Origin of the sequence: Streptomyces sp. GDS52 (assembly GCF_052246875.1) — a bacterium.
Taxonomy (GTDB): Bacteria; Actinomycetota; Actinomycetes; order Streptomycetales; family Streptomycetaceae; genus Streptomyces; species Streptomyces cathayae.
This window is the reverse complement of sequence record NZ_CM125966.1, coordinates 6483122-6494995: the sequence shown is the minus strand read 5'-3', so window position 1 is coordinate 6494995 and position 11874 is coordinate 6483122. Positions and strand designations below refer to the sequence as shown.

The 11874-nt window shown below is 72.5% G+C and carries 11 protein-coding genes; 7 read left to right on the top strand and 4 right to left on the bottom strand.

The genetic code is table 11. The features are described 5' to 3' along the window. Nucleotides 1–2: 2 nt before the first annotated feature. Nucleotides 3–176, bottom strand: coding sequence for a hypothetical protein (locus ACTWJ9_RS29775; RefSeq protein WP_279338175.1), 174 nt, complete (start codon nt 174–176; stop codon nt 3–5). Between the two features lie 237 nt (nt 177–413). Here ACTWJ9_RS29775 and ACTWJ9_RS29770 point away from each other — a divergent pair, with 237 nt between their 5' ends. Together ACTWJ9_RS29770 and ACTWJ9_RS29765 are read left to right on the top strand one after the other, a co-directional pair. After that, the gene (locus tag ACTWJ9_RS29770; RefSeq protein ID WP_279337358.1) at nt 414–2696 is read left to right on the top strand and encodes a heavy metal translocating P-type ATPase; all 2283 of its coding nucleotides are present in this window, start codon (nt 414–416) and stop codon (nt 2694–2696) included. A 182-nt stretch (nt 2697–2878) separates the two neighbouring features. Beyond that, nucleotides 2879–3550, top strand: a complete 672-nt coding sequence (locus ACTWJ9_RS29765; protein WP_279337357.1) for a phosphatase PAP2 family protein — start codon at nt 2879–2881, stop codon at nt 3548–3550. A gap of 53 nt (nt 3551–3603) precedes the next feature. On the opposite strand, the gene ACTWJ9_RS29760 is transcribed toward ACTWJ9_RS29765, so the two are convergent. Then, nucleotides 3604–4395 (bottom strand): response regulator, encoded by a 792-nt coding sequence (locus ACTWJ9_RS29760; RefSeq protein WP_279337356.1) that lies wholly within the window; start codon nt 4393–4395, stop codon nt 3604–3606. Beyond that, nucleotides 4392–4595, bottom strand: a complete 204-nt coding sequence (locus ACTWJ9_RS29755) for a hypothetical protein (protein WP_279337355.1) — start codon at nt 4593–4595, stop codon at nt 4392–4394. The genes ACTWJ9_RS29760 and ACTWJ9_RS29755 overlap by 4 nt, the downstream gene beginning before the upstream one ends. 349 nt (nt 4596–4944) lie before the next feature. Here ACTWJ9_RS29755 and ACTWJ9_RS29750 point away from each other — a divergent pair, with 349 nt between their 5' ends. The 5 genes from ACTWJ9_RS29750 (at nt 4945) to ACTWJ9_RS29730 (ending at nt 10988) form a co-directional block, all read left to right on the top strand. Continuing rightward, entirely contained in the window at nt 4945–5928 is a 984-nt protein-coding gene (locus tag ACTWJ9_RS29750) for a Bug family tripartite tricarboxylate transporter substrate binding protein (RefSeq protein ID WP_388706295.1), read from the top strand. Then, on the top strand, nt 5925–6464 hold the full coding sequence (locus ACTWJ9_RS29745; RefSeq protein WP_279337353.1) for a tripartite tricarboxylate transporter TctB family protein: 540 nt from the start codon (nt 5925–5927) through the stop codon (nt 6462–6464). The genes ACTWJ9_RS29750 and ACTWJ9_RS29745 overlap by 4 nt, the downstream gene beginning before the upstream one ends. 1 nt (nt 6465) lies before the next feature. After that, nucleotides 6466–7959: a tripartite tricarboxylate transporter permease gene (locus ACTWJ9_RS29740; RefSeq protein ID WP_279337352.1), complete on the top strand. Its 1494-nt coding sequence runs from the start codon at nt 6466–6468 to the stop codon at nt 7957–7959. A gap of 184 nt (nt 7960–8143) precedes the next feature. Beyond that, entirely contained in the window at nt 8144–9244 is a 1101-nt protein-coding gene (locus tag ACTWJ9_RS29735) for a GDSL-type esterase/lipase family protein (RefSeq protein WP_443294953.1), read from the top strand. Between the two features lie 85 nt (nt 9245–9329). After that, nucleotides 9330–10988, top strand: a complete 1659-nt coding sequence (locus tag ACTWJ9_RS29730; protein ID WP_387037771.1) for a cellulase family glycosylhydrolase — start codon at nt 9330–9332, stop codon at nt 10986–10988. 89 nt (nt 10989–11077) lie between these two features. Here ACTWJ9_RS29730 and ACTWJ9_RS29725 read toward each other — a convergent pair whose 3' ends face one another. After that, nucleotides 11078–11782 (bottom strand): class F sortase, encoded by a 705-nt coding sequence (locus ACTWJ9_RS29725; RefSeq protein ID WP_387037770.1) that lies wholly within the window; start codon nt 11780–11782, stop codon nt 11078–11080. Between the last annotated feature and the right edge of the window lie 92 nt (nt 11783–11874).

The window sequence follows — 11874 nt, the reverse complement described above, 5'->3', positions numbered from 1 at the left end:
CCTCAGTGGCCGTGGCCCGCGCCCTCGCGGGGCGCGGGGGCGTGTTTCCCGTCGTGCGCCGGTGCGGGTGCGCTGTCCGCGATGACCGGGTCCAGCACCCGGCCGACGCCGTAAGCCGTGCCGAAGGTCACGGCCAGGGCTGCGGCGAATGCGGTGATCTTCACTCCGGTACGCATGGTCACCCCTCCTCTGGATCCTCTCGGAATCCTCTCGGAACCGGACACCGGCCCGGGTCCGGGGCGGTGTCCACACACCTCACCATACCCCTGGGGGGTACACAATCAAGTCCGGTCGACCCTTGAATCCGCATACCTCCCAGGGGTATACCTGAAACCGGGAGGGATACCCCCGGCCCGTATACTGCAACCGGCGGCCGGGCACGTCCAGGCCGGCCCTCGTCACCAGGAGCGCTCATGACCGTCCGTACAGCCGGCACCGAGACCGAGGCCGGGGCCCAGGAAGAGGTGGAGCTGGTCATCGGCGGGATGACCTGTGCCTCCTGCGCCGCGCGGGTCGAGAAGAAACTCAACCGGATGGACGGGGTCACCGCCACGGTCAACTACGCCACCGAGAAGGCCCGGGTGTCGCACGCCGGTGCGGTCACCGTCCAGGACCTGATCGCCACCGTCGAGGCCACCGGGTACACGGCACGGGAGCCCGCGCCGCCCGCGCGCGGGAACGGACCCGCCGCCTCCGGCTCCACCGACTCCCCCGACGAGCTCCGGTCGCTGCGGGAGCGGTTGATCACGGCCGTGGTGCTGTCGGTGCCCGTCATCGCGATGGCGATGATCCCGGCCCTGCAGTTCGAGTACTGGCAGTGGCTTTCCCTGACGCTGGCGGCACCGGTCGTGACGTACGCGGCGTGGCCCTTCCACCGGGCGGCGTTCACCAACGCGCGGCACGGTGCGGCCACCATGGACACGCTGGTCTCGGTCGGCACCTCGGCGGCGTTCCTGTGGTCGCTGTGGGCGCTCTTCTTCGGCACCGCCGGCACCCCGGGCATGACCCACCCCTTCGAGCTGACCATCGCCCGTTCGGACGGCGCCGGGAACATCTACCTGGAGGCCGCCGCGGGTGTCACCGCGTTCATCCTGGCCGGGCGGTACTTCGAGGCGCGCGCCAAGCGGAAGGCGGGCGCGGCGCTGCGGGCGCTGATGGAACTGGGCGCGAAGGACGTCACCGTGCTCCGGCCCGACGGGCGCGAGGAGACGGTGCCCGTCGAGGATCTGGTGGTCGGTGACCGTTTCCTGGTGCGCCCCGGCGAGAAGATCGCGACCGACGGGACAGTCGCCGAGGGCACTTCGGCGGTGGACGTCTCCATGCTCACCGGAGAGTCCGCGCCGGTGGAGGTGGCCCCCGGGGACGCGGTCACCGGGGCCACACTCAACGCGGGCGGACGGCTCGTCGTGGAGGCCACCCGGGTCGGCTCCGACACCCAGCTCGCCCGGATGGCGAAGATGGTGGAGGACGCGCAGAACGGGAAGGCCGCCGCGCAGCGGCTCGCGGACCGGATCTCCGCGGTCTTCGTACCGGTCGTGATCGCGCTGGCCCTGGGCACGCTGGGCTTCTGGCTGGGCAACGGCGCCGGGCTGACCGCCGCGTTCACCGCCGCCGTGGCCGTACTGATCATCGCCTGCCCGTGTGCCCTCGGCCTCGCCACGCCGACCGCGCTGATGGTCGGCACCGGGCGCGGCGCGCAGCTCGGCATCCTCATCAAGGGCCCGGAGGTCCTGGAGACCACCCGCCGCGTCGACACCGTGGTGCTCGACAAGACCGGCACGGTCACCACCGGCCGGATGACCCTGCTCGCCGTGCACCCGGCCGAAGGTACCGACGAGGCCGACGTGCTGAGGCTGGCCGGCGCCCTGGAGCACTCCTCCGAGCACCCGATCGCCCGTGCCGTCGCCGACGGCGCCCGGGAGAAGCTGGGCACGCTGCCCTCCCCCGAGGAGTTCGGCAACGTGCCCGGACTCGGCGTCCAGGGTGTCGTGGAGGGCCGTGCGGTGCTCGTCGGCCGGGAACAGCTGCTGACGCAGGGGGAACTGAAGCTGCCGGCCGAGCTGGCGCGGGTCCTGGAGTCGGCCCAGGCGGCCGGGCGCACCGCCGTCACGGTGGCCTGGGACGGCGAGGCGCGCGCGGTGCTGGAGATCGCCGACGCCGTGAAGGAGACCAGCCCCGAGGCGGTGCGCCGGCTGCGCGCGCTCGGCCTCAGGCCCGTCCTGCTGACCGGCGACAACGAGGCGGTGGCCCGGACCGTCGCCCGCGAGGTCGGGATCGCGCCGGAGGACGTCATCGCCGAGGTGCTGCCGCAGGACAAGGTGGATGTCGTCAAGCGCCTCCAGGCGGAGGGCCGCTCGGTCGCGATGGTCGGCGACGGGGTCAACGACGCGGCCGCGCTGGCCCAGGCCGACCTCGGACTGGCCATGGGCACCGGCACGGACGCGGCCATCGAGGCCGGCGACCTGACCCTCGTCCGGGGCGACCTGCGGGCCGCGGCGGACGCGATCCGGCTGGCCCGCCGCACTCTCGGCACGATCCGGTCCAACCTGTTCTGGGCCTTCGCCTACAACGTCGCCGCGCTGCCGCTCGCCGCGGCCGGCCTGCTCAACCCGATGATCGCGGGGGCGGCGATGGCCTTCTCCTCGGTCTTCGTCGTCGGCAACTCCCTCCGGCTGCGCACCTTCCGGGCGGCCTGACCGGCGGCGGTCACCCGGACGGGTGTGACGGCCGGACTGCGGCGGGGGCGCGGGGACGCACCGGGTGGACCACGCGTACCGTGGACACCTGGTGACCCCCGGTCCACGGTGCGGGTGCGGGCGCGCCCAGCGAGCCCCGTACCCGCGGACCCCCCTCCACAACGCCCCCGCGGGAGAGACGAATGAGCGAGCCGACCACCACCGACCAGGGCGGTGCCCGTCCGCTCACCGCACCCGCCCGGCCCGCCGACGGACTCCGCCGGGTGGCGTCCGCCGTCCTCGGCGATCTCAGGGCCGTGGACGGCGCCCTGTACGCGGCGGTGGCGGCCACTCCCACCCCCACCCTCGACCGGGCCCTGCGCCGCCTCTCGCACGCGGCCGACCATTCGAAGATCTCGTTCGCCATCGCCGGTGCCCTCGCTCTGGGCGGGTCGCAGCAGCGCCGGGCCGCGCTCGTCGGAGTGGGGGCCATAGCCGTGGCGTCGGCGTCGGCCAATCTGCTCGGCAAGCGTCTGGTCCGCAGGGACCGGCCGGACCGGGAGGCGGCCCGGGTGACCGTGGACCGGCATGTCCCGATGCCCACCTCGGCTTCCTTCCCCTCCGGGCACACCGCCTCGGCGGTCGCCTTCGCCACCGCCGTCGGTACGGTCCTGCCCGCGGCCTCCGGCCCGCTCGGCGCACTGGCCGGCGCGGTGGGCTACTCACGCATCCATACGGGCGTGCACTACCCGGGAGACGTCGCCGCCGGTGCGGTTCTCGGCATCGTGAGCGCGGCCACCGCCCTCGCCTTGGCGTCCGCCCGCCTCCCCGCCTCGTACGGGAGCAGAAAGCCACGCCCGCCCCGGACCCGTTGACCGCCGGCCGGGGAGGCTGAACACCGGCCCCCGCCGGTCCCCGGCCAAAGCCCCTAGAGCCGTGCCCCGCCCCACGGGCGGACCTCGCCGGCCCGCCGGCCGGCCTGCCGCGGGGGCCGTCCGACGAACCGGTAGCGGCGTTCCGGCCGTCCCGCGACCCCGTACCGCAGCGAGACCTCGGCCGTGCCGACGGTGTGGAAGTGTTCCAGGTAGCGGCGGGCGCTGACCCTGGAGACGCCGGTGAGGGCGGCGCACTCGGTGGCCGACAGCGTGCCGTCGGCCTCGCGCAGGGTGCGTTCGACCAGTTCGGCGGTCTCCACGCTCATGCCCTTGGGCAGCACCGGAGCCGCGGACGCCACGACCGGCGCCGCCGCTCCGGCCAGCACCCGGTCCACGTCGGCCTGGCCACGCACGACCGTGCCCAGCAGCCGACCGCGCCGGCCGGCGTACCGCTCCAGTCTGACCCGCAGGTCCTCGAACTCGAACGGCTTGAGCAGATAGTCGACGACCCCGTGCCGGACCGCCCCGCGCACCGTCTCCGCCTCCCGTGCGGCGCTGACGACCATCACGTCGCAGTCGTGCCCCGCGCTGCGCAGCCGGGGGATCACCTCGAGGCCGAACAGGTCCGGCAGGTACAGGTCGAGCAGCACCAGACCGGGACGGAGTTCGTCCACCGCGGCGACGGCCTGCTCACCGGTGCCGGCGACGCCGACCACCCGGAACGCCTCGAGGCGGTCGACGAAGGCGCGGTGTACACGGGCCACCATGAAGTCGTCGTCGACCACCAGCACGTCGATGGCGTCGGCGCGGGCGGGCCCGGCGTGCTCACCGTGCGTACTGGTCATCGGCCGGCTCCTTCCGCCACCGCGTCGGCGAGGTGGCTCACGGTCATGCGGGCGCCGGACATCGTCCTGTCCGGGGTGTCGGTCCTCGAGATCGCGCCGCCGTGACGTTCGCGGACGAGGCGGGTGAGCACCAGGCCGACGGTGAGCCGACGCACCGGCATCTCGCCTGCGGGGGTCCGGCGGCGGAAGGTGACGGCCACGGCGTACTCAATCTCTTCTGCCGGCGGGCTCTCCGGTCGGCGATGCGCTCCGGCGGACACGACGCGGTGCGACGCGGGTGACGGGCTGCCCCATCATGGCGCCCACCTGCGCCGAACGAAAGACACATGCCCCGTCCGAACGTGCCGTCGGTGCCCCGGGAATGCCGCGACACGGCCGCCCGGGGCCCGCCCCGGACGCGCGGCGGGCCGCTGACGCAATGACCAAAACCTCCGTTGGTTCCGCAACCGGGACAGCCTGCGGGCACCCGTGCACCATGTGGCGCACGCCGCCCTCCCCCACAGGGCTTCGCGTGACCTCCGGACGACCGACCGACAGGTGGTGGTATTCGTGCGCCTGCGCACCCCCCTCGCCCTGCTCGGGGCCGCCGTGCTGGTACTCGTGGGTCCGCCGCTGCTCACGACCGGCAGCGGCACCGAGACCGGCACACGGATCCCGGGCCTGCGCCTCATGGTTCCCAACACGCCCGGCGGCGGCTACGACATCACCGCCCGTACGGCCGCGAGGAACGCCGAGGACGCCGGGCTCACCCACAACATCCAGGTGTTCAACCTGCCCGGCGCCGGCGGCACCGTCGGCCTCAGCAGGCTGGTGAGCGAACACGGCAACGGCAAGCTCGCCATGTCGATGGGCCTCGGTGTCGTCGGCGCCGTCCGGTCCAACGACGCGCCGAAGACCCTCGGCGACACCACCCCGATCGCCCGGCTCACCGAGGAGCAGGACGTCGTCGTGGTCGCCGAGGACTCCCCGTACCGAACGATCGACGACCTGATCGACGCCTGGAGGGACGCCCCCGGCAGGCTCCCGGTGGGCGGCGGTTCCTCCCCCGGCGGACCCGACCACCTCGCGCCGATGCTGATGGCGCGGGCCGCCGGGATCGCTCCGAAGCAGGTCAACTACATCCCCTTCGACGGCGGCGGCGAACTGCTCGCCTCGATCCTCGGCAACAAGGTCGGGTTCGGCGTGTCCGGTGTCGGTGAGTATCTCGACCAGATCGAGGCGGGTGAGCTGCGCCTGCTCGCGGTCACCGGACCGGAGCGGGTCCCCGGACTCGACGCGCCCACGCTGCAGGAGGCGGGCTACGACGTGAACTTCACCAACTGGCGCGGCCTCGTCGCCCCGCCCGGACTGACCGACGCCGAACGCGACACACTCGTGGCTCTGGCCGAGGAGTTGCACGACTCGGACGAATGGCGCACGTCCCTGAAGCAGAACGGCTGGGACGACGCCTTCCTGACGGGTGAGGAGTTCGGTGACTTCCTGGACGCCGAGGACAAGCGCGTGGTGTCCGTCCTGAAGGAGCTCGGACTGTGACCGCACCGACCACCGACCTGTCCCCCGCACCCGCCCCCGGACGGCGCTCCTGGCTGCGCGACCACTCGGAACTCGGCGTCTGCGCCCTGCTGTCGGCGCTCGGCGTCCTCGTCCTCACCGACGCCCTCACCATGGACGTCGACATCACCCAGCGCGGCCCCGTCGGGCCGAGGACGGTACCGGTCGTGGTCGGCGCCGGACTGCTGCTCGTCGCCGCCCTGCTCGCGGTCGACGTCCTGCGCGGCGGCCGGGGTCAGGCCGAGACCGGCGAGGACGTCGACCTGTCCGAACCCGCCGACTGGCGCACGGTGCTGCTGCTCGCCGGGGTGTTCCTCGGCTCGGCCGTCCTCATCGAACCGCTCGGCTTCCCGGTCGCGGGCGCACTGCTCTTCTGGGGGGCGGCCTTCGCCCTCGGCAGCCGCAGATTCGACCGTGATCCGCTGATCGCGGCGGTCGTCTCCCTCGTCGCCCACACCGTGTTCGACAACCTGCTCGGAGTACCGCTGCCCGGTGGTCCGCTGATGGGAGTGCTGTGACGTGAACGCCCTCAACTCCCTTCTGGACGGCTTCGGTACGGCTCTGACCCCGATCAACCTGCTGTGGGCCGCGATCGGTGTGCTGCTGGGCACCGCGATCGGCGTACTGCCCGGTATCGGCCCGGCGATGGCCGTGGCGCTGTTGCTGCCGGTGACGTACGGGCTCGATCCGATCGCCGCGTTCATCATGTTCGCGGGGATCTACTACGGCGCGATGTTCGGCGGTTCGACGACCTCGATCCTGTTGAACACACCGGGGGAGAGCGCCGCCGTGGTCGCGGCCATGGAGGGCAACCCCATGGCCAAGTCGGGTCGTGGCGCGCAGGCACTGGCCGCCGCCGCGATCGGTCACTTCACGGGTGGCATGGTCGGCACGATCCTGCTGGTCGTGCTGGCACCGGCGGTCGCCGAACTCGCCGTGGACATCGGCGCGCCGGACTACTTCGCCATCATGGTGCTGGCGTTCATCGCCGTGACGTCGGTGCTGGGTTCGTCGCGGATCCGGGGTCTGGCCTCGCTGCTGATCGGCCTGACGATCGGTCTGGTGGGACTGGACCAGATGACCGGCCAGCAGCGGCTGACCTTCGGTGCCCTCCAACTGGCCGACGGCGTCGATGTGGTGATCGTCGCGGTGGGCCTGTTCGCCATCGGCGAGGCACTGTGGGTCGCCGCGCACCTGCGGCGCAGGCCGCCCGAGCCGATCCCGGTGGGCCGGCCGTGGCTGGGCCGCGGCGACGTGCGGCGCACGTGGAAGTCCTGGGCGCGCGGCCCGTTCATCGGCTTCCCCTTCGGGGCGATCCCGGCGGGCGGCGCGGAGATCCCGACGTTCCTGTCGTACGTCACGGAGAAACGGCTGTCCAAGCACCAGGACGAGTGGGGCAAGGGCGCCATCGAGGGCGTGGCGGGACCGGAGTCGGCGGCGTCGGCCTCGGCGGCGGGCACGCTGGTGTCCATGCTGACGCTCGGCCTGCCGACCACGGCCGTCGCGGCGGTGATGCTGGCCGCCTTCCAGCAGTACGGCATCCAGCCGGGCCCGCTGCTCTTCGAACGTGAGCCCGAGCTGGTGTGGGGCCTGATCGCCTCCCTGTTCGTCGGCATGGTGCTGCTGCTCGCCCTCAACCTCCCGCTGGCGCCGGTGTGGGCGAAGCTGCTGCGCATCCCGCGGCCGTACCTGTACGCCGGGATCCTGTTCTTCGCGGCGATCGGCGCGTACGCGGTCGGCGGCGAGGTGATCGACCTGGTGATTCTGCTGATCATCGGTCTGATCGGCTTCGGGATGCGGCGGTACGGCCTGCCGGTGCTGCCCGCCATCATCGCCGTCATCCTCGGCCCGGCCGCCGAGCAGCAGCTCCGCCGCGCGCTGCAGATCAGTGACGGCAACGTACGGGGCCTGGTCGATACGCCCTTCTCCGTGACCGTGTACGCGGTCGTCGCGCTGCTGCTGGCCTGGCCGCTGCTGAGGAAGGTGGTGCTCCGCAGGCGCGTCGGGTCCTGATCCGCCCGCGATGTCACGACGCCCCATGGGTGTGGCGCACCTGTGCGCCACACCCATGGGGCGTCGTGACATCGCGGACCCGCCGCACGCACTTCCCTCCACCACCCCTCTTGACGCGTCACCGACAAGGGTGGCTTGATGACTTCATGGGAGCGCTCCCACCTCATCCAGGGAAGGGAACACCATGCGCGTCGCCGACCGCTTGTCGCTACGGGCCCTGCTCGTCCTGACCGCCCTGCTCCTCCCGTTCGGCCTCGCTCTCGGCCCTCTCGCGCCACGCGCGGCGGCCGCGCCGAACGCGGATCCCGTCCGCATCATGCCGCTGGGCGACTCGATCACCGGCTCACCCGGCTGCTGGCGGGCCCTGCTGTGGAACCGGTTGCAGGACGCCGGCCACACGGACATCGACTTCGTCGGCACCCTGCCCGGCCAGGGCTGCGGCCTGGCGTACGACGGCGACAACGAGGGCCACGGCGGCGAACTGGTGACCGACGTCGCGGACCGGGACCTGCTGCCCGGACGACTGGCGGCGACCCGGCCGGACATCGTTGTCCTGCATTTCGGCACGAACGACGTCTGGAGCGGCGTCTCCCCCGACCGCATCCTCGCCGCCTACACCAAGCTGGTGGCCCAGATGCGCGCGGCCGATCCCGACACGCGGCTCCTGGTGGCCAGGATCATCCCGATGAACCCCGCGAGCTGCACCGGCTGCGCCCGGCGCGTCGTCGACCTCAACGCCCTGATCCCCGGGTGGGCCGAGGCGACGAGCACCAGCCGCTCCCCGGTGACCGTGGTCGACCAGTGGACGGGCTTCGACACCGCCACCGACACGTACGACGGCGTGCACCCGAACGACTCCGGCAACCAGAAGATCGCCGCCCGCTGGTACCCGGCCCTGTCCGAACTCCTCGACCGGGGAGTCCCGGGCGATCCCGGTGACCCCGGCGACCCCGGTACCGGCGAACCCGCCTGCACCGCGTCGTTCCGGGCCGTCTCATCCTGGCAGGGCGGCTACCAGGCCGAGGTGACGGTACGGAACACCTCCGCCGTCCCCCTCTCCGGCTGGACCGCGACGGTCGCACCGGCCGACGGCGCTCGACTGACGCAGGTGTGGAACGGCACGCTCGGCACCGCCGCCGACGGCACGGCGACCGTCACCGACGCGGGCTGGAACGGCGCCCTGGCTCCCGGCGCGAGCACCGCCTTCGGCTTCCTCGCCCACACCCCGGCAACGTCCGGCGCCCCGGCGGCGACTCTCGGCTGCACGGCCACGGCGACCTCCTGAGCACGGCGTACACCGGGCACGCCCCCATGACGCACCGCACGGACCAGGACCGAACCGACCCCCGAACCGCATCTCTGGAGCCGCCATGAGAACCCGCACTGCCCACCTGCCCCCTCCCCCGTCCACCGCCCCCCGCGCGGCCGGTCTGATCGCCGCCCTCCTGGGTCTTCTCCTCCCTCTGCTCGCCTTCGGCACCCCGGCCCACGCGGCCCCCACCGGCTTCCGCGTCGAGAACGGCCGGCTGCTGGAAGCCTCCGGGAACGACTTCGTGATGCGCGGCGTCAACCACGCCCACACCTGGTACACGGACCGGATCAGCTCTCTCGCACACATCAAGGCCAAGGGTGCCAACACCGTGCGTGTGGTTCTCTCCAGCGGCGACCGGTGGACCGCCGACGACACCGCCGACGTGGCCGACGTCGTGGCGCGGTGCAAGCAGAACCGGCTGATCTGCGTCCTCGAGGTGCACGACACCACGGGCTACGGCGAGCAGAGCGGAGCGGTGACGCTCTCCCGCGCCGCCGACTACTGGATCGGTGTGCGGAGCGCGCTGACCGGTCAGGAGGACCATGTCATCGTCAACATCGGCAACGAGCCCTACGGCAACACCGGTTACACGAACTGGACGGCCGACACCAAGGCCGCGATCCGCAAGCTGCGCGACGCCGGGTTCGACCACACGCTGATGGTCGACGCCCCCAACTGGGGCCAGGACTGGGCGTTCACCATGCGTGACAACGCCGCCTCGGTGTTCGCCGCCGACCCGGACGCCAACACGGTGTTCTCCATCCACATGTACGGCGTCTTCGACACCGCGGCCGAGATCAGCGACTACCTGGGCCGTTTCGTCGCCGCACGGCTGCCCCTCGTCGTGGGCGAGTTCGGACACGACCACTCCGACGGCGACCCCGACGAGGACACCATTCTGGCCGTCACCCGGCAGCTCGGGCTCGGTTACCTCGGCTGGTCCTGGAGCGGCAACGGCGGCGGAGTCGAGTACCTGGACATGGTCGCGGACTTCGACCCGGACCGGCTGACCGGCTGGGGTGAGCGTCTCTTCGACGGCGCGAACGGAATCGCGGCCACCTCCGAGGAGGCCGCGGTCTACTCCTCCGGCCCGGGCGGTGACACCACGGCCCCGACGACCCCCGGCACACCGGCCGTCTCCTCGGTGACCTCGTCGTCCGCCACGCTCTCCTGGACTGCGGCCACCGACGCGAACGGAGTGACGGGCTACGACGTCGTCCGGATCGACGGCGGTGACGAGACGGTCGTCACCACCACCGCCGGCACCTCCGCGACCCTCACCGGCCTCTCCCCCGCCACCTCCTACACCTTCGCCGTGTACGCCCGCGACGCGGCCGGCAACCGCTCACAGCGTTCCGCCACGGTGACCGCCACCACGTCCTCCGGCGGCAGCCAGGGCGCCTGCGCGGTCGGGTACCGGGTGACGAACGAATGGCCCGGCGGCTTCCAGGGCGAGGTCACCATCCGCAACACCGGCAGCTCGGCGGTCGACGGCTGGACGCTGAACTGGACCTTCCCGGGCGCCCAGCGCATCACCCACATGTGGGGCGGCACCCCGCTCCAGACCGGTTCCGAGGTCAGTGTCGCCTCGGTCCCCTACACCGCGGCGATCCCCGCGGCCGGCTCCGTCACCCTCGGCTTCACGGCCACCATGACGGACCGTGATCCGAGTCCCTCGGCGTTCACTCTCAACGGGTCCGCCTGCTCCGTGGCCTGACGAACGCGCTGCCCGGAAGGGTGCCTTCCTCCCCCTTCCGGGCAGCGGACCCACGCCGGCTGCCGTCCACGGCGGGCGGTCCGTCAGGGTCAGACCAGGTGGGCGAAGACCACCAGATTCTCGGTGTAGTCCTTGGCCACACGGTCGTAGGCTCCGGAGCAGGTGATGAGCCGGACCTGGGCGTCGTCCGCGTCGGCGTAGACCCGATCGTCGGGGAAGTCCTTCTTGGGGAACGACTCCGCGTGGTCGATCACGAACGTCGCGTCCCGCCCGTCGGCCCGCTCCACCTTGAACCGGTCGCCCTTCTCGAGTTCGGAGAGCCGGGCGAACACGGCCGGCGAGGTCTTCGTGTCCACGTGCCCGGCGATGATCGCCGTTCCGCGCTCCCCCGGCGACACTCCGCCGGCGAACCAGCCGACCAGGTTGATGTCGTCCGCCGGCGGTGCGTCGAGCTGGCCCGAGGCTCTGATGGCGAGATCGGTGAAGGGCGCGTCGACGTCGATGTCGGGGATGCGGATCCGGGTCGGGGCGGACCGCGGCAGCTGCTTGGTCGCCGGCCCGGCCGCGGCGGAACCGGAGGCCGAAGGGGACGCCGAGGGGGACATCACGGCGGAGGCCGCGGGGGGAGAGTGCGAGCCGCGGGCGTCGGCGGGGGGCTCCTCCCCGCCGCCGAGCAGGCTCACCGCCAGCACCAGGGCCGCCGTACCCCAGAAGATCGCCGTCATGAGGGCGCGCAGTCTTCGCCTCGCCGGAGTCGGATCGGTGTGGTCGGGGGAAAGGGGGCGGGTTGCCATCGGGGTACCACCTCATTCGGACACGGCAGCGAACACGGCATACGAAAGGGCGAGTCGGGGCCGCCGTACACGCGACGCGCATACGGCGGCCC

Bases quoted from the DNA above. Each gene is read 5' to 3' on its own strand.
- ACTWJ9_RS29765 (WP_279337357.1), top strand. From the start codon at position 2,879: ATGAGCGAGCCGACCACCACCGACCAGGGCGGTGCCCGTCCGCTCACC.
- ACTWJ9_RS29770 (WP_279337358.1), top strand. From the start codon at position 414: ATGACCGTCCGTACAGCCGGCACCGAGACCGAGGCCGGGGCCCAGGAA.
- ACTWJ9_RS29760 (WP_279337356.1), bottom strand. From the start codon at position 4,395: ATGACCAGTACGCACGGTGAGCACGCCGGGCCCGCCCGCGCCGACGCC.
- ACTWJ9_RS29775 (WP_279338175.1), bottom strand. From the start codon at position 176: ATGCGTACCGGAGTGAAGATCACCGCATTCGCCGCAGCCCTGGCCGTG.
- ACTWJ9_RS29725 (WP_387037770.1), bottom strand. From the start codon at position 11,782: ATGGCAACCCGCCCCCTTTCCCCCGACCACACCGATCCGACTCCGGCG.
- ACTWJ9_RS29730 (WP_387037771.1), top strand. From the start codon at position 9,330: ATGAGAACCCGCACTGCCCACCTGCCCCCTCCCCCGTCCACCGCCCCC.
- ACTWJ9_RS29735 (WP_443294953.1), top strand. From the start codon at position 8,144: ATGCGCGTCGCCGACCGCTTGTCGCTACGGGCCCTGCTCGTCCTGACC.